Below are 23,405 nucleotides of genomic sequence, written 5' to 3' on the forward strand. Positions count from 1 at the left end.
ATCACACCGTGCTTATCCGAGCCCGGGGCACAGGACAAGTGGACACGGCTGTGACGTGGAAACAGACACTAGGCTGACTCAGGTGACCGAGACGTTACCGCTCACCGGCGAGAGAACAGCGCCCGGGATCTGGCACGAGAACTACTGGTTCGCGCGCCACGACACCGCCTACCGCTGGATCACGGCCAACCTGTCGGCGACCGGTCGCGTCCTCGACGCCGGCTGCGGCGAGGGCTACGGCGCGGAGTTGCTCCGTCTGGCGGGTGCGGACTCCGTGACCGGTCTCGACTATGAAGATACGACTCTTCGGCACGTCCGCCGGGTTTATCCACAGATCAATGTGGTGCGGGGCAACCTCGTCCAGACCGGCTTCACCGACGCCACCTTCGACCTCATCACGTCGCTGCAGACGATCGAGCACCTGTGGGAGCAGCCGCGGTTCGTCACCGAGTGCGCGCGCATCCTGAAGCCGACCGGCGTCCTGGTCCTGAGTACGCCGAACCGGCTGACGTTCCCGAGCGGGAACTGGTACCACACCCGCGAGCTGACGGCCGCAGAGTTCACCGAGCTGCTCGAGCCGCACTTCGAGATCACGCACGCGCTCGGACTTCACCACGGCGCCACGCTGCGCGAGTGGGAGCAGCAGCACGGCCCGTGCGTCGACGCACAACTGGCCACCGGGCACGACGATTGGGCACCGGACCTGAAGCACCTGGTGACCAGCACCACGCACGAGGATTTCGAGATTCGCCCAGGGGACCTGGACGAATCTCTCGATCTGGTGCTTGTCGCGAAAGCTAAGGGCGCACGAAGCGTTCGATGATCTTGCCGGCGATCAGGTAGACCAGCGCCGCGATCCCCCAGTTCACCAGCAGGGTGTTCTTGGCGGTCTCCAGCCGGAACAGGTCCTTGAACGGGCCCACCAGGTCGTGCCCGCGCTCCAGCACCCAGCGCACGATCTCGTTGCTCTGGTTCGTCTGATCCAAGGCCGTGAACAGCGCGCCGAGCGCCAGTACGGCGGCCGCGAGCACCGCTGCCAGCCAGATCAGCGAGGCGATCAGGTTCCGCAGCCTCCGCACTCCGGAGCCCACCGAGCTCAGCGCCTGCTTGCCCTTACCTGAAGAGGAAGCCGCTTTGTTGCCCGCAGCACCAGTCTTGGCCGGAGCCGAGGCGGAAGCGGCGGTCGCAGCCGGAACCTTCGTCACCGGGCTGGTCACAGCGGTCTCCGCCGGATCCTTGGCGCCGGCGTCCTGCTCGGCGGCACTCTCGGCCGCAGCCTTCTCCCGGGCCCGCTGCTCGGCGACGATCTCCGCCGCGGTCTTCGGCCGGGCCGGCTTGGTCGCCGTCGCGGTCGACCCGCGGCCACTCGCCTCGCCGGCGTCGCCGCTGCTGCCCGCTGCGTCCTCCGGCGGTTTCACCGCCTTCTCCGCGTCCGCCGCCTTCTCGTCGTGCGTACCCACGTCGTCCATCTCCTCAGCCGGGGTCGGTTCCTCGTCCGCCGCCGTCGCGGTCGTCGTGGCCGGCGGTCTCCTGCGCCGGCTGACCGGGACCGGGCGGGGCGACAGCCTGCGCCGGGCGCCCGCGAGCGGGGCCGGTGCCGCCGTCCTGCCGTCCACTGCCTGCACTTCCGGGTCCAGCCTTCGGTTCACACCCACGTCCCGAACCGCCGCCGGCGATCCAGCGCTCGTTTCAAGCGCTGGTTCCAACGTAGCGCTGCCGGGTTCCGCCACGATCGGCACCGGGTCGACGGCGCGGGTGCGCGCCCGCGTGATCGAGTCGTCGGCGGCCGCCTGGTCGAGCAGCGACGGCGCCGGCTGCCCGCTCCCGGTCTGGTCAGCCACGCTGAATCTCCTCTCCGACGGTCAACCGGTCGGCCTCCGGCCGAACGTGGGGGACATAGTGCCCGACTGGTGAGTAACTTGAGAACCCCTCGTCGCCAACTCCCTCACCAGCCGCACCGTCGCCATCACCCTCAGCTTCCCCCGGTACGCCGTTCCTACTCGGCGGCACCGGATCGCCGCCGGCGAGCAACCGGGCCGCGGTGCGGTCGTTCGCCGCGGCCAGCCCGGCCAGGTAGGCCCGGCGGGCCGCGTCGGCGGCGTACCGGGCGGTGCGGTCGGCGACCACCACGGCCGGCACCCCGGCGGCGACGGCGTACGAAGGAATGTTGCCACGGGCAACGCTGTTCGCGCCGATCACCACGCCGCGGCCGATGTCGGTTCCGCGGGTCACGGTGACCTTGGTGGCCAGCCAGCAGTCCGGGCCGATCCGGACCGGCGACTTCACCAGGCCCTGGTCCTTGATCGGCAGGTGCAGGTCCTCGGTCTTGTGGTCGAAGTCGCAGATGTAGGTCCAGTCCGCGATCAGCGTGGACGCGCCGATCTCGACGTCCAGGTAGCAGTTCACCGTGACCTCGCGGGCGAACACCACCTTGTCGCCGATCCGCAGCGTGCCCTCGTGCGCGCGCAGCCGGGTCTCGTCACCCAGGTGCACCCACTTGCCGAGGATGATCCGGCCGTGCCCGGGCCGCGCCACGATCTCCAGCTTCTTGCCCAGGAAGACGAATCCCTCGGTGATCACGCCGGGGTGACGCAGCTTGAACCAGGCGAACCGCAAGTAGCGCTTCAGGTAGTACGGCGTCCAAGCCCGATGGCGCACCACCCAGCGCAGATTCGCCGCGGTCAGCAACCGCATCCAGTCACCCTACTGCGCGCGTCCAGTGATCGAGACGTTGTAGTACAGCTCGTCAGGCACGACCGCCGACAGCGCCTTGTCCACCTTCGACAGCTGCAGCCACGACTTGTACGCGAACATCCGCCACCCGAACCCGAGCTTCTGCTCCGGTACGGCGGCCTCGAACGTCCGGATCGGCCACCCGACCCATGCCGCCAGCAGCTCCTCGGTGACCGTTCGTACGTCGGCAGCGCCCGCACGGGACGCCATCCGGGCCAGCGTGTCCGGGTCGAACGTGTGCAGGTCGACCACTGCCTCCAGCGCGGCGGCCCGAGAGGACTCGTCGAGCTCCGACTGCGGCCGGCGCCACTCGGCCAGGGCCGGCAGCTTGGTCAGGTTCGTGGTCGCCCACCAGGTGAAGCGCGACAACCGCCGGGCCACGTAGTCGCCGTACCGGGTGGGTTCGCCGCAGATGACGAACCGGCCGCCCGGCTTGAGTACGCGCAGCATCTCGCGGAAGGCGAGCTCGACGTCCGGGATGTGGTGGATGACCGCGTGCCCGATGACCAGGTCGAAGGTGTCGTCGTCGTACGGCAGCTTCTCGGCGTCGGCGACCTTGCCCTCGATCGCGAACCCGAGCGTCTTCGCGTTCTTCTTGGCCGCCTCGACCATGCCCGGCGACAGGTCGGTCACGTGCGCCTCGTCCAGGACGCCGGCCAGCTTGAGGTTCAGCGTGAAGAAGCCGGTGCCGGCGCCGATCTCGAGCGTCTTGCCGTACGGCCAGCCGTCCGGTCCGGCGATCGCGACGAAGCGGTCGCGGGCGTAGCTGACGCAGCGTTCGTCGTACGAGATCGACCACTTCTCGTCGTACGTCGACGCCTCCCAGTCGTGGTAGAGCACCTGGGCGAGCTTGTTGTCGTTCCAGGCCGCCTCCACCTCTTCGGCGGTGGCGGCGGGCTTCTCAGCGGAGGTGGTCATCAGATTCCCTTGAACTCGGCCTTGCCCGGGCCGTTCTCGACGAAGGACTTCATCCCGATGGAGCGGTCCTCGGTGCCGAACAGCGCGGCGAACTGCTGCCGCTCGATCTCCAGCCCGGTGTGCAGGTCGACCCCGAGCCCGGCGTCGATCGCCTCCTTGGCGGCCCGCAGCGCCAGCGCGGCGCCGTTGGCGAACTGCGACGCCCACGCGACCGCCGCGTCGTACACCTCGGCCGCCGGGACGACCTTGTCGACCAGGCCGATCGCCAGCGACTCGGCGGCGTCCACGAACCGGCCGGTGTAGATCAGGTCCTTGGCCTTGGACGGGCCGACCAGCCGGGACAGCCGCTGCGTGCCGCCGGCGCCGGGGATGATGCCGAGCAGGATCTCCGGCTGGCCGAGCTTGGCATCCTCGGCGGCGATCCGGTAGTCCGCGCACAGCGCCAGCTCGCAGCCACCACCGAGGGCGTACCCGGTGATGGCCGCGACCGTCGGCTTCGGGATGGCGGCGACCGCGGACAGCGAGGACTGCAGCGGACCGGAGCGCTTGACCATGTCGGCGTACGACATGTCGGCCATCTCCTTGATGTCCGCGCCGGCCGCGAACACCCGTTCGCCGCCGTAGATCACCACCGCGCGTACCTCGTCGGACGCCGTGGCCTCCAGCGCCGCGGCCCGGATCTCCTCCTGGACCTGGACGTTCAGCGCGTTCATCTTCGGCCGGTCCAGCCGGATCGTGCCGACACCGTCACTGACGGTGAGGTTGACGAACTCGCCCATCGTCTCGCTCCTAACATCCAGGTCCTACCCGCCGGTCACATCCCCGGAACCGTACCGGACCACCGCGCGCACTTGTACTGCGGGGAGGCTACAGATCGACCGGTTGACCCGAGACCGCGGACCGCCGCGCGGCGTCGACGATCCGCAGTGTCCGCAGGCCGACCGCGCCGTCGGGCTGCGGTACGACGGCCGGCGTCGCACCCCGCACCGCCGGGCCCGACTCGCGGACCGCGTGCAGGAACGTATGCAGCATCGACTCGTCCAGGTTGGTGCCGATCGGCAGGAACACCTCACCCGACGCGTCCGTCCCGCCGACGTGCGGGAGGAACGGCTCGATCTCCACCGACCCGTTGGTCCCGGTCACCTGCAACGACACACCACCCCAGGTCGGACCGTTGTCCGGCACGCTCCAGGAGCAGTCGATCGTTGCCAGGAGCCCGTTGTCGTAGGTGATCGTGACCAGACCACCCGTCTCCACCTTGACGCCCTTGTCCTGGTGCAGGACGTGGTTCGCGGCCGCGTAGACCCGGGTGGCGGACGCACCACCGGTCAGCCCGTCGATCAGGTCCGCACAGTGCACGGTGTGGTCGACCAGCGCTCCCCCACCGGCCAGCTCGGCGTCGGTGAACCACTGCCGCTGGTCATACGGGATCTTCCCGTTGTTCGTCCCCAGTACGGCGAACACGTCGCCGAGCAGCCCGGCCTCGACCGAGGCACGCAGCCGCAGGTACGACGGCGCGAAGCGGACCGGGTACGCGATCATCAGGATCACCCCGGCCTCGGAGCACGCGGCCAGCATCGCCTCACCGTCGGCGACCTCAGTGGCCAGTGGCTTCTCGCAGAGCACGTGCGCGCCGACGGCCGCGGCGCGCTCGACCAGCTCGCGGTGGTAGGCGTTCTCGCTGGTCACCACGACGGCATCGGGGCCCCAGGCGAACAGTTCGTCGTACGAGTCGACGTACGCGACTCCGTGCTTCTCGGCGAACTCCGCGCCACGCGGTCCGGCGTCCGGTGCGGACGCGCCGTCCGGGTCGGCCGTCAGTACGTCGACGTCCGGCATCGCACCGAGCAAGGACGCGTACGACGAGGCGTGCGTGTGCGCGAACGAGGCGATAGCGACCTTCATGCCACTGCTCCCGAGGGGTCGAAGGTTGTCATGTCGATGGTGCGGCCGGTCGCCATGGACGAGCGGGCCGCCTCGGCCAGGTAGACCGCGGTCGCGCCGTCAGAGGCCAGCACGCGAGGCTCCGGTCCGCCGCGCAGCCCCACAGCGAGCTCGCGAAGCTGTGTCAGGTACGGGCTCTCCCCCAGCGTCGACGCCGGGATCAGCAGGTCGCCACCGATGGCGCCGTCCTGCAGTTCCTCGGCGTAGCCGGAGTCGGCCTCGGACGTGTACTTCAGTACGCCGGTCGAGCCCGCCACCTGGAACCCGGACTGGAACTTGGTCCCGGTCGCACCCCAGGTCGCACGGCAGTGGCTGATCGAACCGCTCTCGTGGGTGAGGGTGACGTGCGCGGCCACGTTGACCGGGCTGATCCCGTCCACGGTCGGCGGGTTCTGTACGGCGTACACGCTGGTGACCTCGCCGCACAGCCAACGGGCCTGGTCGAGGTCGTGGACCATCAGGTCCATGATCACGCCGCCGGAGCGGGCCACGTCGCGGTACCAGCCCGCACCGGCCGGCGACGACGCCTGGCGGAAGAACCGGGCCACCGCGACGGCACCGATCCGGCCGGCGCGGACCGCGTCGTACGCCGCGCTGTAGGCCGGGAAGTACCGCACGACGTGGGCCGGGTAGACCTTCACGCCGGCCGCGGCAGCGGCCGCGATCACCTCGTGCGAGTCAGCCGCGGTCAGGGTCAGCGGCTTCTCGCAGATCACGTTCCGGCCGGCCTTGATCGCGGCCAGCGCGATCTCCTTGTGCGTCGGCGACGGTGTCACGATGTCGACGAACTCGACCTGCTGCAGCACGCTGTCCAGCGACGGCGCGACCTCCAGCCCGTACTGCTCGGCGAGCTCGGCCGCACCGGCCTCGGAGTACACCAGGACGCGTGCGCCGAGTGCCTTCCAGGCCGACACGTGCACGTGCGCGATGTTGCCCGCGCCGATCAGGCCGACGGTCAGATCGGCCAACTGTTCCGACATGAGGTCCCTTACTTGAGTCCGGAGAATGCGATGCCTTCGACCACGCGACGCTGCAGGAGGACGAAGATGATCAGGACAGGTGCCATCGCCATCAGCGCCGCTGCCATCATCACACCAGGCGAAATACTGCCTTGGTAGCCGCTGAGCGTGGCCAGGCCGACCGCGAGCGGCATCTCCTCGGGCGAGGAGGTGACCACCAGCGGCCAGAGCAGGTCCGCCCACGAGGTCAGCACGGTGATGATCGCCAGCGAGATCAGGCCCGGCTTGGCGACCGGCAGCACGACCCTCCAGAAGGTCTGCCACGGGTTGCAGCCGTCCAGCCGGGCGGCCTCCTCGAGCTCGGCCGGGATCGAGCGGAAGAACTGCATCATCAGGAACGTGCCGAACGCACTGAAGATGCCGGGGGCAACGATGCCGTGGATGGAGTTCAGCCAGCCGAGCTGCTGGATGATCTGGTACTGCGGGATCAGGTAGACCTGGCTGGGCACCATCAGGATGGACAGGATCAGCGCCAGCAGCACGCCCTTGCCCGGGAACCGCATCCGGGCGAACGCGTAGCCGGCCATCGAGCACAGCACCAGCTGCCCGGCCGTGCGGCCGACGGTGACCGCCACCGACACCCAGAACTGGTCCAGGAACGGCAGCCGCTGGAACACCTCGGTGAAGTTGCGCCACTCCAGGCCCTTCGGCAGCAGGTCCGGCGGGATCGCCTGGATCTCGGCCTGCGTCGAGACCGCCATCTTGAGCTGCCACAGGAACGGGAACATCATCACCAGGCTGCCCAGCGCGAGCACCACGTGCGCGACCCGGTTGCTTCCCACTCGAGCGTTCTTAGTCATAGTTCACCCACCGGCGCTGCAGACGGAACTGGACGACGGTCAGCAGGCCGACGATCGCGAGGATCAGGACCGCGATGGCCGCGCCGTACCCGCGCTCGTTGTCGACGAACGCGGCGTCGTAGAACAGGAAGACCAGCGACTGCGTCTTCGGCATCACCGGGTTCGTCGGGCCGAGCAGCGCGTACAGCTGGTCGAACAGCTGGAACCCGGCGATCGTGGTGATCACGGACAGGAAGAAGATCGACGGCGTCAGCAGCGGCACGGTGATCGAGCGGAACTGCTGCACCGAGCCGGCGCCGTCGAGCGACGCCGCCTCGTACAGCTCGCCCGGGATGCCCTTCAGGCCGGCCGACAGCACGATCATGTTGAACCCGATCGACAGCCACAGGCCGAGCAGCGCCACCGCCACGAGCGCGAACCACGGCTCGGTGATCCACGACGGCCCGTCGATCCCGATCACGCCGAGCGCCTGGTTCAGGACGCCGTAGTCCTTGTTGTAGATCAGCCGCCAGACCAGCGAGATCGCGGTCGGCATCGCGACGTACGGCAGGAAGAACAGCGTCCGGTAGACCATCGCGCCGCGCAGGCCGGGACGGTTCAGCAAGCTGGCGAACAGCACCGCGAGCGGGATGCCGAGCAGCACGATCCCGGTGTAGACGACGGTGTTCAGGATCGCCCGGTAGACCTCGCCGTCCCCGACCAGAGTGCTGTAGTTCTCCGCGCCGACCCAGGTGCTGCCGCCGAACGGGCCGGTCTCGGTGAAGCTGTCGTACAGCGTCTTGACCAGCGGCCACAGGTAGAAGACCAGGACGCCGAGGAACGTCGGCAGCACGAACACCCAGGGCCAGCCGCCGTCACCCGGCCGGCGCCGCCGCGGGCTCACCGCCGGCCCGGGACGCTCGGTCCCGGGCCGGCGCTGCGTTGTGGTCGCCGAGCTCACTGCTCTTTGCCCAGCGCCTCGTCCATCTTGGTCGCGACGTCCTTGGCGACGTCCGCGATCGGTTTGTCACCGCCGATCGCCGGGGTGAGCTCGTTGATCTCGAGGTTGTTCCAGACCGCGGTGTCCTTCGACACCGGGTACGGCTCGGAGTACTGCTCGGCCGCCTCGATGTAGGTCTTCAGGTTGTACTGCGGCGCCGAGTTCACGAAGTCGGTCTGGGTGCCGGTGAAGGCCGGGTTGGCCGCCCCGAGCTTGGCCTGGATCAGCGCGGCGTCCTTGGTGCCGAGGAAGGCCAGGAACGCGGCCGCGGCCTGCGGGTTCTTGGTCTTCGCGCTCATCACGTTGCCGATGCCGTGGATCACGGTCTTGCGCTCGCCGTTCGGCGCCTTCGGGATCGGCACCACGGTGAAGTCGTTCTTGTACGGCGACTTCAGCGCCGCCGACACCACCCAGTTGCCGTTCCACATCATCGCGGCCTTGCCGTCGAAGAACCGGTCCTGGCTCTTGGTCTCGGCGTTCTGCGCCGCGGTCGGGGTGTAGCCGTTCTTCACCATGTCGGACCAGAACTGCAGCGCCTCGACCGACTTCGGGTCGCCGTACCCGGACTTGCCGTCCTTGACCACGTAGCCGCCGTTGCTGAGCATCGCCGGGTAGAAGTCGGCCTGGGTGCCGAGGGTGTCACCGGTGGCCCAGATGTTCTTCGGGCCGAGCGCGGCCTTCAGCTTGACCGCGGCGGCCTTGTAGTCGTCCCAGGTCCAGTCCGCGGTCGGCGGCGCCACCTTGGCCTCGGTGAACAGGCGCTTGTTGTACCACAGCGCGATCGTGTCGAAGTCCTTCGGAATGCCGTACTGCTTGCCGTCCAGCGAGTACAGCTCGTTCAGCGCCTTCGGGTAGTTGGCCGGGTCGACCTGCTTCGCCTCGGTGAGGCCCTCCAGGGTCGCGAGCTGCTTGTTCGCGGCGAACAGCTGGAAGTTCGGGCCGTTCATCCAGAACACGTCCGGCAGGTTGTCCGAGGAGCCCTGCGTCTTCAGCTTGGTGAAGTACTGGTCGAAGGTGGCCAGCGAGATCGAGACCTTGACGTTCGGGTACTTCTGGTTGAACGCCTTGACGATCTCCTGCATCGCGGGCTGCTGGTTGACGTCCCAGATCGCGTAGGTGATGTCGCCCTGCACCTGCGCCGGGTCGTCGGGGACCTTCGCGTCGGATCCGGCACCGGATCCTCCGTTGTCTCCACAGGCGGCCAACGAGGTGGCCAGTACGGCGGCGGCCAGCACGCCGGCCAGGAGTGGGGGCCGGCCACCGAATCACCTGCAGAGGGTTTCGTCAGGTAACTTAGTAACGGTTCTTGCGTTTGTATCATTGCGCAGAGTCGTTCGCAACTACCCTCTCATGAGCACAACCAACATTGTTATCGATAACTCACCCCGCACCCGCGACGGTTTGAGAGGTCTTGTGCAGAATGTGCCGGTGACCGAAGCGACCGCCGCCCCGAGTGCTCTCGACACCGGGCTCCAGCTGGGGGCAGTGGTCCAGACCGATGGCACGACCTTCACCCTGTGGGCCCCCGCCGCCGAGCGCGTCGAGCTGGCGCTGATCGCCGACGACGGCAGCCAGCGGAACCTGGATCTGGCCCATACCGGTGAGTTCTGGACCGGCTTCGTGCCCGGAGTGGGCCATGGGCAACGGTACGGCTACCGGGTGCACGGTCCGTTCGACCCGTCCCACGGGCTGCGGTTCAACCCGTCCAAGCTGCTGCTCGACCCGTACGCGCGGGCCATCGACGGATCGCTCGACTACTCCAGTCCGCTGATCTACGACTCCTCCGACGGCGACTCGGCCGGCCACGTCCCGGTCGGCGTGGTCGTTGCCGGGTCGGAGCCGCCGCCGCCGATCAGCCGACCGGTGCACTGGGGCGAGACGGTCATCTACGAGCTGCACACCAAGGGGTTCACGAAGCTGCACCCCGACGTACCCGAGCACCAGCGCGGCACGTACGCCGGGCTCGCGCATCCGTCCGTGATCGCGTACCTCACCGACCTCGGGGTCACGTCGGTCGAGTTGCTGCCGATCCACCACTTCCTCACCGAGCCGGCGATCGCGGCCCGCGGGCTGCCGAACTACTGGGGGTACAACAGCCTCGGGTACTTCGCGCCGCACGCGCCGTACTCGTCGTCCGGAACCCGCGGTGAGCAGGTCGCGGAGTTCAAGGCGATGGTGGCCGCGTTCCATGCCGCCGGCATCGAAGTGATCCTCGACGTGGTCTACAACCACACCGCCGAGGGCGGTTTCGACGGGCCGACGCTGAGCTTCCGCGGGATCGACAACCGGGCGTACTACCGGCTCGGGCACGGCGGGACGATGTACGACGTCACCGGCACCGGCAACTCGGTCGACACCTCGCACCCGCAGGTCCGGCGGCTGATGATGGACTCGCTGCGGTACTGGGTCGAGGAGATGGGCGTCGACGGGTTCCGGTTCGACCTGGCGGTGACGCTGATCCGCAACGAGCGGCACGAGGTGGACACTGTCGACCATCCCTTTCTGGCCGAGGTCGCGGCGGATCCGGTGCTCGGCCGGGTCAAGCTGATCTCCGAGCCTTGGGACATCGGCCCGTTCGGCTACCAGGTCGGCAACTTCGGCACGCCGTGGTCGGAGTGGAACGGCAAGTTCCGCGACAGCGTGCGCGACGTCTGGCGGAACACTTCCGACGGCGTCAAGGACCTCGCGTACCGGCTGTCCGGATCCAGCGACCTGTACGGCGACGACGGGCGCTACCCGTACGCGTCGATCAACTTCATCACCGCCCACGACGGCTTCACCCTGCGCGACCTGGTCAGCTACGACCACAAGCACAACGAGGCCAACCACGAGGACAACCGGGACGGCACCGACGACAACCGGTCCTGGAACTGCGGGGTCGAGGGCGAGACCGCGGACCGGGCCGTGATCGCGTTGCGCAAGCGGCAGATGGCGAACCTGATGTCCACGCTGATCCTGTCGACCGGCGTGCCGATGCTGACCGCCGGTGACGAGTGCGGGCGGACGCAGCACGGCAACAACAACGCGTACTGCCAGGACAACGAGCTCTCCTGGTTCGACTGGTCCTTGCCTGAGACCTGGTCCGACCACCTCGAGCTGACGAAGAAGCTGATCGCGTTGCGGGCGGCGCATCCGGTGCTGCGGCAATGGCACTACTTCTCCGGGCAGCCGGTGATGGAGGGCGGCGGCCGCAAGGACCTGTCCTGGATCGCACCGCACGGCGGCGAGATGACCGAGGCCGACTGGTACGACGGCAACCTCCGGACGATCGGGATGTTCCTGGCCGGCGACGCCCTCCGCGCCACCGACGCCGCAGGCAACGCGCTGACCGACAACTCGTTCCTCCTCGCCCTGAACGCGACCCCCGAGACCCGGCAGGTCGTCGTGCCGGATGCTTCCTGGGCCCCGGCGTACGAGGTCGTCCTCGACACCAGCAACTCGATGGTGACCGAGGTGGAAGCCGGCGCCACCGTCCCCCTGGCCCCTCGCTGCCTGGTGCTGCTGCGCGCGCTCTGAGGGTCGTTAACCTTCCTCCAGTACATTCGTTGGTCACCTTCTGTTCACGTCTGGGGGGACCGATGTTTTTGCTGCGTCGTGGGCCGGTTCGCGAACGGACGACGCCGATCGGCGTGCTGCATCGAGCCGTGACTCGGTGGGGCGAGGCCGAGCGGACGAGCTCGCGCTACGCCTTTCAGAAGTGGGTCGACGGGGTGGCGCTGCTCGACGTGCAGGCGCGGACCTACGCGGACTTCTGGCGGCGGCAGAACGAGCAGGCCCTCGCAGCCGACGGGCCGCTGTGGGTCGTGCTCGGCGACTCGACCGCACAGGGGCTCGGCGCGTCGTCGCCACTGCACGGGTACGTCGGGCAGGTGCTCAACGCACTGCGCCGGACGGGCAGTCCGTGGCGCGTGGTCAACCTGTCGCGATCGGGTGCGCAGACTCGGCACGTGCTGGATGACCAGCTCCCGCTGATCGAAGGGCTGCGCGCCGATCTGGTCACCTGTGGGATCGGGAACAACGACATCCTCGCCACGCCGCCGCGGCGGTTCCGGACGCATCTGCGCTCGGTGATCGACCGGCTGCCGTCGTCGTCGGTGGTGATGGACCTGACGGTGCCGGACCGGTTCTGGCGGGTCGGCGGGGTGTGCAGCCCGTACGTCACCGGGATCAACCAGTTCATCAGCACCACCGCCACCGGGCGCGGCCTGCGCGTTGCCGAGGTCTCCCGGCACGCGCGTCCGCCGTGGCGCGGCCTGCTGGCCGCGGACAGCTTCCACCCCAACAACCTCGGCTACCGCCGGCACGCCGACGCCCTGCTCGCTGCCCTGCCCGCGAACACACTTGGCTAATACTACGGATCCGGATAATCTGGATCCGTGGAAGATGCGTTGTTGCTGGTGTTGCTGCAGCGGGCCACGCACGTGACGCTGCAGGTGCTGGGGACGGAGCTGGCGGACCTGGGACTGACGGCTTCCGAGGTGAACGTGCTGGCGAACCTGGCCGACGGTCGCGGGCGGACCGTGACGGAGCTGGGCGCTGCTGCCGGAGTGCGGCCGACGACGCTGACCGGCGTACTGGATCGGCTGGAGCAGAAGGGGCACATCCAGCGAGCGCCGCGGCCGGGTGACCGGCGGGCGGTGGAGATCTCGCTGACCTCGGTCGGTGTGGAGAGCGCGGGGCGGGTGCAGCAGGCCTTCGCGGAGTTGGAGGAACGGGCGCTGGCTGGGGTCGCGACCGGTTCGGTGAAACAGGCACGGCGGGTGCTGACGGCATTGGGGGCGGTATGAGCGAGTTCGACGAGTTGATGGGTGAAGTGATGGCCGGCGCGGAGCGCTTCGGTCACCGGGAGCACGTGCAGCTGACGTGGCTCGCCGTACGGCGGTGTGGGACCGCGGCTGCGGTCGCGCTGATCAGCGATGGGATCCAGCAGACGGCGCGGTATGCCGGGGTGCCGCAGAAGTACAACGCCACAGTGAGCCGCGCTTGGGTCGAACTGACGGCCTACCACATGGCCGAAGCCCCGGGCGAGTCCTTCGACCAACTGTTGACCCGCAACCCCGGTCTGCTGGACAAACGCCTACTGACCCGCTTCTACCACTCCCGCACCCTGGCCTCACCCGCCGCACGCCGCGGCTGGGTCGAGCCGGACTTGCACGCATTCCCCACCTGATTTCTTTACTTTGCCCCTGGGGCAGGGGGTTTGATGGGCGCGTGTTGACGATCAGCGAGTTCGGGCGCCGTACCGGGCTGTCTCACAAGGCCCTGCGGTTGTACGACGTGTCCGGGCTGCTGCCACCCGCGCAGGTCGACCCGTCCAACGGGTATCGGCTGTACAGCGTGGAGCAGCTCGAGCGGGCACGCCGGATCAGCGTGCTGCGGCAGCTCGACATGCCGCTCACCACGATCGCCGAAGTACTCGCGGGATCGGACGAGGAAGGCCTGATCCGCCTGGACCGCTGGTGGGCGGCCGAGGAGGCGACCACCGCAGCCCGGCGCGCCACGCTCGAGTACATCCGGGATCGTCTCGCGCGGTCGGGTTCGCCCGGTCTGTCACCCCGGCCGGTGCTGACCCGCGCCGTACCGGAGACGAAGATCGCGACAATCCGGGACGACACCGACCAGCAGTCGCTGATCGGCGTGATCGTCACCTCGACCGACACCATCCGCCGGTACCTCACCGACGCCGGCGCGACGCTGACCGGCGGGTCGTGGGTGATCTACCACGGCGCGGTGACACCGGAGGCCGAGGCGACCGTCGAGGTGTGCGTGCCGTTCGAGGGGCTCGTGGATCCGTCCGGGTCGATCGCGATCCGGGTCGAGCCGGCCCATCGGGAGGCGTACTGCACGATCACCATGGACGAGTGCGCGTACCCGCGGATCATGCTCGCCTACGACCTGGTCACCGACTGGGTCCGTACGTCGCGGGCCGCGACCGCCGGTCCGCCGCGTGAGGTGTACCGGCCCGACTGCCACCTGATTCCGCGCGACCAGCCGGCCGTCGACATCGCCCAGCCCATTCTCTGAGGGAGCTTTGATGGACTACGCCGTACAGACCTCGTACAGCGACCCGGGTGCGCACGCGCACCTGTACGACGCTTTGCCGGACGACGTCGCCGGGATCGCCGCGGTGGTCCGCAACCTGGTGATCCACTACCGCGGCAGCGGGATCGAGTTCACCGGCGAGCGGCTCGCCGAGATCGACCACCGGTGGGTCTCGTCGATGCTGACCACCGACCAGAAGCGCAACGGCACCGCGCTCGCCGAGCCGCGCGAGCCGTTCGACCGGATCGTCGGCTGCTGCCGCGACTTCACCCTGCTGACCGTGTCGGCCCTTCGGCACAAGGGGATTCCGGCCCGCAGCCGCATCGGGTTCGGGGACTACTTCCGCGACGGCTACCACCACGACCACGTCGTGGCCGAGTACTGGAACGGCGACCGCTGGGTGATGATCGACGCCCAGCTCGACCCGGCCGGCGACCACACGTTCGACCTGCAGGACATGCCGCGCGGCCCGTTCCTGAAGGAGCCACGCGGGCCGTTCCTGTCCGCCGCGGAGGTGTGGCTCGGGGTGCGCTCCGGCGACCTCGACGACTCGCTGTTCGGCATCGGCCCGGAATCGCCCATCGGCGGCGGCTGGTTCGTCCGCAACTACGTCCACTACCAACTGGCCCACCTGCAAGGCGACGAGCTCCTGCTCTGGGACAACTGGGGCACGATGACCGACACACTCGACGGCGCCGACGTCGCCCTCACCGACCAGATCGCCACCCTCTTGATTGCCTCCGACAACGGGGACGAATCCGCCACCAAGGAGTTGGCCGAGCGCTACCAAGCCGACCCGGACCTGCGCCCCACCGGCCGCTCCTACATCACCTCCCCCACCGGCGCCCCACACGCGTGGGTCGACCTGGTACGCCCAGCGGCGTAGGTCCGGGGGCCGCTGGGACGACGGTCGGGAGTGACCACCTTCTGGGGACCGGAGACAGGTTGTGACCTGTTCGGTCACCCCAGTAGGTGTTCAAGCCCACGCCTGATGACCTGCACCTCGGTGGCAGTACGTCGTCTGTCGTACGCCGGATGCCTCCGCCGAGCCGACGCGCGGTGTGGGCCCTGTCGCTCAGGATCTAGGTAAGTGATCCGAGCTGACGGGAGAGGGAGATGAGTAGCGCGACGTTGCAGGGCTCGACTGCGGCGATGCAGCCGTGGCGATTGGGCGGCAGGACCCGAAAGGCCGTGCTGGTGCTGCACATCGCGTCTGTCGGGTCATGGCTGGGCATCGACGTGGTGATGGCAGTCCTGACCTTCACCGCCCTCGGCACCGATGACGAGAGCACGAAGGTTCTGTGCTTCCGGGTGCTGGAACTGGTGACGGTGTGGCCGATGACGGTGTCCGGGCTGACGTGTCTGGTGACCGGGGTGCTGCTGGCGGTCGGCAGCAAGTACGGCCTGACGAAGTACTGGTGGGTCGTCGTGAAGCTGTTCCTCAACTTGCTTCTGAGCACGCTGGTGCTGGTCTCACTACGCCCAGGCGTGGCGGAGATCGCCGACCGCGCGGAGGCAGGCGACGTCGGCATCCCACTCGGCGACATGATCTACCCACCGATCGTCTCGCCGACGTTGCTGATGGTCGCGGTAGTCCTGTCAGTCTTCAAACCGTGGGGGCTGTTGCGAAAGAAGAGCAAATAGCAGGCAAGCACACCTGGTACGGCGGCCGCCCCGGAGCACCTCGCCCACGGGGCGCTCCGGGACAACCAAGTGGCACGACCAGCGTGCCCAAGCGGAACCGCCCGCTCCTCACAGTGCAGCAGTCGCGAGCACGCGACGTAGGAGCGGGCGTAGCTGTGCGTGGGAAAGAAACAGGCCCCGCCTGGTGAGGCAGGCGGGGCCCTTGGGGGTTAGAACTCGGAGCCGGCGGGCAGGTCCGGGGTGGAGGGGTCTTCCGGGTCGGAGGGGCCGGCGGCGAGGCCTAGTTCGGCTGGGCTTGCCAGTCCCTTGTGCTTCGGGACGACGCGGACCGTGTAGCCGAACGGCCCGGTGCGGTCCAGCTTCAGCTCGCCTTCGTAGCGGTGCCGGTTGCCGTCGTACGTCTCCGCGAGCGAGAGCGAGGCCCGGACCGGGTCCTTGATCTCGTCGTTGGAGTCGACCCGGCCGTGCAGCACCTCGACGTCGATGTCCTCCGGCGCCAGGTCACCCAACGCGGCGAAGGCGCGGATCCCGACGGTCGTCCCGAGCTGCGGTACGTCGCCCAGGCCCTGCAGCTCCACGTGGTCGACGCGGATCTGCGGCCAGGCGGTCCGGACCTTCTTCTTCCACGCCGCCAGCTCGCGCGCACCGTCGTACGTCGCGTTCAGCGAGCGCGAGGACAGCGCGGACGGGACGTACAGCCGCTCGACGTAGTCGCGGACCATCCGGGTGGCGAGCACCTTCGGGCCGAGCTCCTTGATCGTATGCCGCAGCATCTCGATCCAGCGGCTCGGCACGTCGCCGTCGTAGAAGCGCGGCGCGACCTGCTTCTCGATCAGGTCGTACAGCGCGTGCGCCTCGAGGTCGTCACGCCGGTCGGTGTCCTCGATCCCCTCGGCGGACGGGATCGCCCAGCCGAACTCGTCGTCGTACCACTCGTCCCACCACCCGTCGCGGATCGACAGGTTCAGGGCGCCGTTCAGCGCCGCCTTCATGCCGGACGTGCCGCACGCCTCGTACGGGCGGAGCGGGTTGTTCAGCCAGACGTCGCAACCCGGGTACATCGGCTGGGCCAGCGCGATGTCGTAGTCGGGCACGAACACGATCCGGTGCCGGACCTCCGGGTCGTCGGCGAACCGGACCATCTCCTGGATGAGCTTCTTGCCGCCCTCGTCGTGCGGGTGCGCCTTGCCCGCGATGACGATCTGGATCGGCCGCTCCGGGTGCGTCAGCAGCGCCTTCAGCCGGGCCGGGTCGCTCAGCATCAGCGTCAGCCGCTTGTACGACGGAACGCGCCGCGCGAACCCGACGGTCAGCACGTCGGGGTCGAGGATCGAGTCGACCCAGCCGAGCTCGGCCTCGGAGGCGCCGCGGTTCAGCCAGGACTGCCGGACCCGGGCCCGGGTGTCGTCGATGAACCGCTGCCGCAGCAGCCGCTTGGTCTCCCAGATCTGCGCGTCGGTGGTCTTGTCCAGCCCGGCGAAGATCCCGTCGGTGTCCGCGGTGTCGGTGGTCGCCAGCGTGAGGTCGTTGATCTCGCGCGCCACCCAGGTCGGCGCGTGCACGCCGTTGGTGATCGAGGTGATCGGTACGTCGGACGCGTCGAAGCTCGGCCACAGTCCGGCGAACATCCCCCGGCTGACCACGCCGTGCAGCTTGGACACGCCGTTGGCGCGCTGGGCGAGCCGCAGGCCCATGATCGCCATGTTGAAGACGCCGGAGTCGCCGCCCTCGAAGTCCTCGGCGCCGAGCTCGAGGATCCGCTCGACCGGGACTCCCTCGCCGAACGCGTCCGGCGAGAAGTGCTGCTGGATCAGCTCGACCGGGAACCGGTCGATACCGGCCGGCACCGGGGTGTGGGTGGTGAACACGGTGCCGCCGCGGGCCACCTCGAGCGCGGTGTCGAAGTCGAGGCCCTCGTTGGCGGCGAGCTCGCGGATCCGCTCGATGCCGAGGAAGCCGGCGTGGCCCTCGTTGGTGTGGAACACCTCGGGCGCCGGGTGGCCGGTGATCCGGCAGAAGGTGCGGACGGCGCGGACACCGCCGACGCCGAGGAGCAGCTCCTGGAGCAGCCGGTGCTCGGTCGTGCCGCCGTACAGCCGGTCGGTCACCTCGCGCTCGGCGGGCTCGTTCTCCTCCATGTCGGAGTCGAGCATCAGCAGCGGCACCCGGCCGACCTGGGCCACCCAGATCTGGGCGTGCAGCTGCCGGTTGCCGGGCAGGGTCAGGGTGACGGTCGCGGGCGCGTCACCGTCGCGGAGCAGGCTGATCGGCAGCCCGTCCGGGTCCACCAGCGGGTACCGCTCCTGCTGCCAGCCCTCGCGGTTCAGCGACTGGGCGAAGTACCCGTGCCGGTAGAGCAGGCCGACACCGATCAGCGGCACGGCGAGGTCGCTGGCCGCCTTGAGGTGGTCACCGGCCAGGATGCCGAGGCCGCCGGAGTACTGCGGCAGCACGTGGGTGATGCCGAACTCCGGGGAGAAGTAGGCCACCGAGCTGACCGGGGAGCCGGCTTCGGTCTGGAACCAGCGGTCGTCGGTCACGTAGCCGTTCAGGTCGGCTACGGCCAGCTCCAGCCGGCGCAGGAAGGCGTTGTCGTTGGCCAGCTCGTCGAGCCGGGCCGCCGGGACCTCACCGAGAAGCTTGACCGGGTCACCGCCGGTGCTCCGCCACAGCTGCGGGTCGACGGCCTCGAAGACGTCCTGCGTCTCCGGGTGCCAGGCCCAGCGGAGGTTGTTCACCAGGGTGCCCAGCCCGGTCAGCGGCTCGGGCAGGACAGGGCGGACGGAGAATCGTCGTATCGCTCGCACCGGGACACCGTACAAGCCCTGCGCCGGCACGGCACGTCCGGCATGCATCGATCTTGCAACGCGAGCAAGATTTTGCAGACGCTTTTCAAAGGCTGGTCACTCAGGTTCCACGCTGTGGACCGAACCGTGACCACTACATGTCACAGAGTTGGGTACGGAGCAGATAACGTTCCTCAGGTACGCCGCCTCACCCACCCACCGAATCCGCACATCGGAAAGCGAAGGTTCGTCAACGCCATGACTGGGCGCATCCCGATCACCGACGTCACCCCGACCGTCGACGCCGGAGCGTATCCGGCCAAGGCAGCGGTAGGCGAGACGTTCACCATCGCGGCAACGGTCTTCCGCGAGGGCCATGACGCGGTGAACGCGAACGTCGTGCTGACCTCGCCGAGTGGGCAGACCAGACGGATGCTGATGACCCCGGTCGGCCAGGGCAGCGACCGCTGGACCGTCGACGTGACGCTGCAGGAGCAGGGCGCGTGGACGTTCGCGGTCGAGGGCTGGAGCGACCCGTACGGGACCTGGCGGCACAACGCCGAGATCAAGGTGCCGGCCGGTCTGGACGTCGACCTGATGTTCGCCGAGGGAGCCGCGTTCTTCGACCGGGCGGCCGCCGGCGTGCCCCCCGCCGTACGCGCCGACCGGGCCACGCTGGGCGACGCCGCGCAGGCCCTGGCCAACGGCGCGTTGCCGCCGGAGGCGCGGCTGGCCGCGGGTATCTCGCCGCAGGTCCGGGCCGCGCTCGGGCGCTACCCGGTGCGTGAGCTGATCACCTCGTCGGAGACGTTCCCGGTGTGGGTCGACCGGCAGCGCGCGCTGTTCGGCAGCTGGTACGAGTTCTTCCCGCGGTCGGAGGGAGCGACGTACAACGAGGAGACCGGGCAGTGGAGGTCCGGCACCTTCCGTACGGCGGCCAAGCGGCTGGACGCGGTCGCCGGGATGGGCTTCGACATCCTCTACGTGCCGCCGATCCACCCGATCGGCCACTCGTTCCGCAAGGGCCCGAACAACACCCTCGACCCCAAGCCGGGTGACCCCGGCTCGCCGTGGGCGATCGGCTCCGAGGAGGGCGGCCACGACGCGATCCACCCCGAGCTCGGCACCTTCGAGGACTTCGAGTACTTCGTCGGCCGGGCCCGCGAGGTCGGTCTCGAGGTCGCTATCGACCTGGCCCTGCAGGCCTCGCCGGACCACCCGTGGGTGAAGGACCACCCGAAGTGGTTCAGCGTCCGCGCCGACGGCTCGATCGCGTACGCCGAGAACCCGCCGAAGAAGTACCAGGACATCTACCCGATCAACTTCGACAACGACCCCGAAGGCATCTACGCCGAGGTGCTGCGGATCGTGAAGCTGTGGATCTCCCACGGCGTGACGGTGTTCCGGGTCGACAACCCGCACACCAAGCCGGTCAACTTCTGGGAGTACCTGCTCGGCGAGATCCGCAAGACCGACCCGGACGTGGTGTTCCTGTCCGAGGCGTTCACTCGGCGGCCGATGATGCGCGAGCTGGCCAAGGTCGGCTTCCACCAGTCCTACACCTACTTCACCTGGCGCAACGAGAAGTGGGAGCTGGAGGAGTACCTGCAGGAGCTGACCCAGGAGACCGCGCACTACCTGCGGCCGAACTTCTTCGTCAACACGCCGGACATCCTCACTGCCTACCTGCAGTACGGCGGCCCGGGCGCGTTCAAGATCCGGGCGGCGATCGCGGCGACGTCGTCACCGACCTGGGGTGTGTACGCCGGCTTCGAGCTGTTCGAGCACGTCGCGCTGCGGCCGGGCTCGGAGGAGTACCTGGACACCGAGAAGTTCCAGCTCCGGCCGCGGGACTGGGACGCCGCTGCCGCCGAGGGGCGCACGCTGGCGCCGTACCTGACCCTGCTGAACAACATCCGCCGCCGGCACCCGGCCCTGCAGCAACTGCGCAACCTGTCGCTGCACTCGGTCGAGGACGACGCGATCATGTGCTACTCCAAGCGGGTCACCGCGCCGGACGGGCACAGCGACACGGTCATCGTGGTGGTGAACACCGACCCGCACTCGGTCCGCGAGTCCATGGTCCACCTCGACATGGCCGCCCTCGGCATGCGCCCCGAGGACACCTTCACCGTGTACGACGAGATCAGCGGCGCCACCTGGCGCTGGGGCCAGCAGAACTACATCAAGCTGGACCCCAACGGCGAGCCAGCCCACATCCTCGCCGTCCGCCGCGGCCAGGCCTGATCCACCTGGTGTGAGATCCTCGCCCCGACAACGAAGGGGGCGAGGATGTCGGTTCTGGACCGGGTAACGGCGGAAACCCGCCGCAGGACAGGGTGGATCCTGCCGGTGGCCATCAGCGCGCTGGTCAGCGCGCTGCTACCGGAAACCGCGGAGCGGGCGATCAGCCAGTCGGAGCGGCTCTGGACAGGCGGGATGGCGTTGGCCGGGTTCGCGGCCGGGCTGCTGTGGCAGTGGTACAGCCCGCGAGACCTCGTCGAGCGCCTCCGCTATCCGGCCGCCGGAGCGATGGCACTCGCCGTGATCTTGATGGTGCCCGGAGAGTGGTCCAGCGACTCGCCGGCTTTCGGGCTCTGGTTTCCGCTCGGCATCATCGCCGGGCTGGTGGTCATGACGTCGGTGCAACGCGACCGCGCCGCGGACGACGAGGTCACAGCGGGACGGTCTCCGGGTACTTGATGCCGGTGCCGGTGTTGAGGGCAACGACCTGGTCGTCCTCCTGGATCCAGCCTGAGGCGCGGAGGTGGCGTACGGCGGCGAAGGTGGCGGCGCCTTCGGGGCAGATGAAGGCGCCTTCGAGCCGGGCGAGGCGGTGCTGCTCGGCCAGGATGGACTCGTCGTCGACGGCAACGGCACAGCCGCCGGTGTCCGCGATCGCTTGCAGGACGAGGAAATCGCCGAGCGCCTTCGGGACGGTGATGCCAAAGGCAATGGTCTGCGCGTCCGGCCACGGCTCGCTCTCGGGCAGACCTTTCTCGAAGGCTTGGACGATCGGCGCACAGCCCGTCGACTGTACGGCGACCAGCCGCGGCAACGGCCCGTCCACCCAGCCGAGCTCGCGAAGCTCGACCAGCGCCTTCCAGATGCCGATGATGCCGACCCCGCCACCGGTCGGGTACAGGATGACGTCGGGCATCCGCCAGCCGAGCTGCTCGGCGATCTCCAGGCCCATCGTCTTCTTGCCCTCGATCCGGTAAGGCTCCTTCAGCGTCGAGACGTCGAAGTACCCCTCCTGCTCGCGGATGTACGCCGCCGCGTCCCCGATCAGCCCGTCGACCAGGTGCAGCCGCGCGCCGACCACCTTCACCTCGCGCCGGCAGATCTCGGGAGCCGCGACCGGCATCGCGATCAACGCCTCCATCCCCGCGCGAGCGGCGTACGCGGCCCACGACGAGCCCGCGTTCCCGTTGGTCGGCATCGCGATCCGCCGTACGCCGACCTCGTACGCGCGAGACACACCAACCGCCGCGCCACGCGCCTTGAAGGTGCCGGTCGGGATCAGCCCCTCGTCCTTCATCAGCAACCGGTCGACGCCGACCTCGCGCCCGTACCGCGGCAGCGGCAGCAGCGGCGTCATCCCCTCCCCCAGGGTCACCACGTTCTCCGGCGCCCGCACCGGAAGCAGCTCGTGGTACCGCCACAGATCCGGCGGCCGCGCGGCCAGCTCGTCCTTGGTCAGCGTCACCGCAGGTACGTCGTACCGCGCCAGCAAAGGTGATCCGCACGGGCACAGCCCGATCACCTGGTCGGCGTCGTGCACGGTTCCGCATCGCGGGCATTCGAGGTGGCTCAGCGCTGAGAACGTCACAGCTGCAGAAACTACCCCGCCCGCAGGTTGGTGACCGTCGGCCGCTGGTGATCGGTGAGCCGGAACCCGATCCCGCGGACCGCGTCGATGGTGACCGTGGTCCCGAGCTCGTCGAGCTTGCGGCGCAGCCGCTTCACCACCGAGTGGATGTCGGCGGTCCCGCGCAGGTGCCGGTTCCGCCACACGGTCTGGTGCAGGGCGTCGTACGTCCAGACCCGCAGCGGCGCCGACATCAGCCGGCTGAGCAGGTCGTGCTCGAGCTCGGTGAGCTGCACCTCCTGGTCGCGCCACCGGGCGACCGAGCGCAGCCGGTCGATGGTCAGCACGTCGGCGTCGGGATCGCCGTCCGTCGCCTTGGCGGATGTCGAGTCGACCTCGGCGGGCTCCGGCGGTTCGGGTTGCTCGGGGGCGGGCGGTGGTTGCCGGCCGGGGACCAGCAGCCGGCGCAGTTCGTCCAGGCTGGACACGAGGAGCAGCGGCGCGACGTCGTCGACACGTTCGGCGAGCCGGACACGGTCCTCCGGTGAGGCCGCCACCGCGATCAGCAGTGGGAACGCCTTCCGGTCGGTCGTGGTCAGATCGACGTCCGCTGGGGCGGGGACACGGGCGGTGACCATCTGATCACGATGTCAACCTCTGCCTTGGATCGTCAACGAACTGCCAACGTTTGACCACTTTGCCCGGATCGGTGCGACGGCTAGTCACATG

At 68.9% G+C, this 23,405-nt stretch carries 22 protein-coding genes; 10 read left to right on the plus strand and 12 right to left on the minus strand.

What is annotated here, in order from left to right; translation table 11 throughout:
• Positions 1-82: 82 nt before the first annotated feature.
• Entirely contained in the window at positions 83-823 is a 741-nt protein-coding gene (locus ACWCOV_RS02490) for a class I SAM-dependent methyltransferase (protein WP_449827433.1), read from the plus strand.
• Here ACWCOV_RS02490 and ACWCOV_RS02495 read toward each other — a convergent pair.
• The 9 genes from ACWCOV_RS02495 to ACWCOV_RS02535 form a co-directional block, all read right to left on the minus strand.
• Positions 798-1,841 (minus strand): hypothetical protein, encoded by a 1,044-nt coding sequence (locus tag ACWCOV_RS02495; RefSeq protein WP_449827434.1) that lies wholly within the window; start codon positions 1,839-1,841, stop codon positions 798-800. The genes ACWCOV_RS02490 and ACWCOV_RS02495 overlap by 26 nt on opposite strands.
• On the minus strand, positions 1,834-2,694 hold the full coding sequence (locus tag ACWCOV_RS02500) for an acyltransferase (RefSeq protein WP_449827435.1): 861 nt from the start codon (positions 2,692-2,694) through the stop codon (positions 1,834-1,836). Before ACWCOV_RS02500 ends, ACWCOV_RS02495 begins: the two co-directional genes overlap by 8 nt.
• 9 nt (positions 2,695-2,703) lie before the next feature.
• The gene (locus ACWCOV_RS02505; protein WP_449827436.1) at positions 2,704-3,651 is read right to left on the minus strand and encodes a class I SAM-dependent methyltransferase; all 948 of its coding nucleotides are present in this window, start codon (positions 3,649-3,651) and stop codon (positions 2,704-2,706) included.
• Positions 3,651-4,430: an enoyl-CoA hydratase/isomerase family protein gene (locus ACWCOV_RS02510; protein WP_449827437.1), complete on the minus strand. Its 780-nt coding sequence runs from the start codon at positions 4,428-4,430 to the stop codon at positions 3,651-3,653. The genes ACWCOV_RS02505 and ACWCOV_RS02510 overlap by 1 nt, the downstream gene beginning before the upstream one ends.
• Positions 4,431-4,518: 88 nt before the next feature.
• Entirely contained in the window at positions 4,519-5,556 is a 1,038-nt protein-coding gene (locus tag ACWCOV_RS02515) for a Gfo/Idh/MocA family protein (RefSeq protein WP_449827438.1), read from the minus strand.
• The gene (locus tag ACWCOV_RS02520) at positions 5,553-6,575 is read right to left on the minus strand and encodes a Gfo/Idh/MocA family protein (RefSeq protein ID WP_449827439.1); all 1,023 of its coding nucleotides are present in this window, start codon (positions 6,573-6,575) and stop codon (positions 5,553-5,555) included. The genes ACWCOV_RS02515 and ACWCOV_RS02520 overlap by 4 nt, the downstream gene beginning before the upstream one ends.
• 8 nt (positions 6,576-6,583) lie before the next feature.
• A complete protein-coding gene (locus ACWCOV_RS02525; RefSeq protein ID WP_449827440.1) occupies positions 6,584-7,414 on the minus strand; it encodes a carbohydrate ABC transporter permease in 831 nt (276 codons plus the stop codon).
• Positions 7,407-8,354 carry a carbohydrate ABC transporter permease gene (locus ACWCOV_RS02530; protein ID WP_449827441.1) on the minus strand — a complete coding sequence of 316 codons (948 nt, stop codon included), beginning with the start codon at positions 8,352-8,354 and terminating at the stop codon, positions 7,407-7,409. Before ACWCOV_RS02530 ends, ACWCOV_RS02525 begins: the two co-directional genes overlap by 8 nt.
• Positions 8,351-9,628, minus strand: coding sequence for an ABC transporter substrate-binding protein (locus tag ACWCOV_RS02535; protein ID WP_449827442.1), 1,278 nt, complete (start codon positions 9,626-9,628; stop codon positions 8,351-8,353). The genes ACWCOV_RS02530 and ACWCOV_RS02535 overlap by 4 nt, the downstream gene beginning before the upstream one ends.
• A 193-nt stretch (positions 9,629-9,821) precedes the next feature.
• Here ACWCOV_RS02535 and glgX point away from each other — a divergent pair, with 193 nt between their 5' ends.
• The 7 genes from glgX (at position 9,822) to ACWCOV_RS02570 (ending at position 16,079) form a co-directional block, all read left to right on the plus strand.
• Positions 9,822-11,909 carry a glycogen debranching protein GlgX gene (glgX, locus tag ACWCOV_RS02540; protein WP_449827443.1) on the plus strand — a complete coding sequence of 696 codons (2,088 nt, stop codon included), beginning with the start codon at positions 9,822-9,824 and terminating at the stop codon, positions 11,907-11,909.
• Between the two features lie 62 nt (positions 11,910-11,971).
• Positions 11,972-12,742 carry an SGNH/GDSL hydrolase family protein gene (locus tag ACWCOV_RS02545; protein WP_449827444.1) on the plus strand — a complete coding sequence of 257 codons (771 nt, stop codon included), beginning with the start codon at positions 11,972-11,974 and terminating at the stop codon, positions 12,740-12,742.
• 27 nt (positions 12,743-12,769) lie between these two features.
• Positions 12,770-13,180, plus strand: coding sequence for a MarR family winged helix-turn-helix transcriptional regulator (locus tag ACWCOV_RS02550; RefSeq protein ID WP_449827445.1), 411 nt, complete (start codon positions 12,770-12,772; stop codon positions 13,178-13,180).
• Entirely contained in the window at positions 13,177-13,563 is a 387-nt protein-coding gene (locus ACWCOV_RS02555) for a hypothetical protein (RefSeq protein ID WP_449827446.1), read from the plus strand. Before ACWCOV_RS02550 ends, ACWCOV_RS02555 begins: the two co-directional genes overlap by 4 nt.
• A 41-nt stretch (positions 13,564-13,604) precedes the next feature.
• Entirely contained in the window at positions 13,605-14,417 is an 813-nt protein-coding gene (locus ACWCOV_RS02560; protein ID WP_449827447.1) for a MerR family transcriptional regulator, read from the plus strand.
• 10 nt (positions 14,418-14,427) lie between these two features.
• A complete protein-coding gene (locus tag ACWCOV_RS02565; RefSeq protein WP_449827448.1) occupies positions 14,428-15,321 on the plus strand; it encodes a transglutaminase domain-containing protein in 894 nt (297 codons plus the stop codon).
• A gap of 230 nt (positions 15,322-15,551) precedes the next feature.
• Entirely contained in the window at positions 15,552-16,079 is a 528-nt protein-coding gene (locus ACWCOV_RS02570; protein WP_449827449.1) for a hypothetical protein, read from the plus strand.
• Positions 16,080-16,288: 209 nt separating this feature from the next.
• Here ACWCOV_RS02570 and glgP read toward each other — a convergent pair whose 3' ends face one another.
• Positions 16,289-18,886 (minus strand): alpha-glucan family phosphorylase, encoded by a 2,598-nt coding sequence (gene glgP / locus ACWCOV_RS02575; protein WP_449827450.1) that lies wholly within the window; start codon positions 18,884-18,886, stop codon positions 16,289-16,291.
• Between the two features lie 237 nt (positions 18,887-19,123).
• Between glgP and ACWCOV_RS02580 the strand changes: the two genes are divergently transcribed.
• On the plus strand, positions 19,124-21,112 hold the full coding sequence (locus ACWCOV_RS02580; protein ID WP_449827451.1) for an alpha-1,4-glucan--maltose-1-phosphate maltosyltransferase: 1,989 nt from the start codon (positions 19,124-19,126) through the stop codon (positions 21,110-21,112).
• A 105-nt stretch (positions 21,113-21,217) separates the two neighbouring features.
• Positions 21,218-21,568, plus strand: coding sequence for a hypothetical protein (locus tag ACWCOV_RS02585; protein ID WP_449827452.1), 351 nt, complete (start codon positions 21,218-21,220; stop codon positions 21,566-21,568).
• Here ACWCOV_RS02585 and ACWCOV_RS02590 read toward each other — a convergent pair.
• Both ACWCOV_RS02590 and ACWCOV_RS02595 read right to left on the minus strand, forming a co-directional pair.
• Positions 21,540-22,697 carry a threonine synthase gene (locus tag ACWCOV_RS02590; RefSeq protein WP_449827453.1) on the minus strand — a complete coding sequence of 386 codons (1,158 nt, stop codon included), beginning with the start codon at positions 22,695-22,697 and terminating at the stop codon, positions 21,540-21,542. The genes ACWCOV_RS02585 and ACWCOV_RS02590 overlap by 29 nt on opposite strands.
• 11 nt (positions 22,698-22,708) lie before the next feature.
• Positions 22,709-23,314 carry a winged helix-turn-helix domain-containing protein gene (locus ACWCOV_RS02595; RefSeq protein ID WP_449827454.1) on the minus strand — a complete coding sequence of 202 codons (606 nt, stop codon included), beginning with the start codon at positions 23,312-23,314 and terminating at the stop codon, positions 22,709-22,711.
• Positions 23,315-23,405 lie beyond the last annotated feature (91 nt).

Source organism: Kribbella sp. NPDC002412 (genome assembly GCF_053592935.1).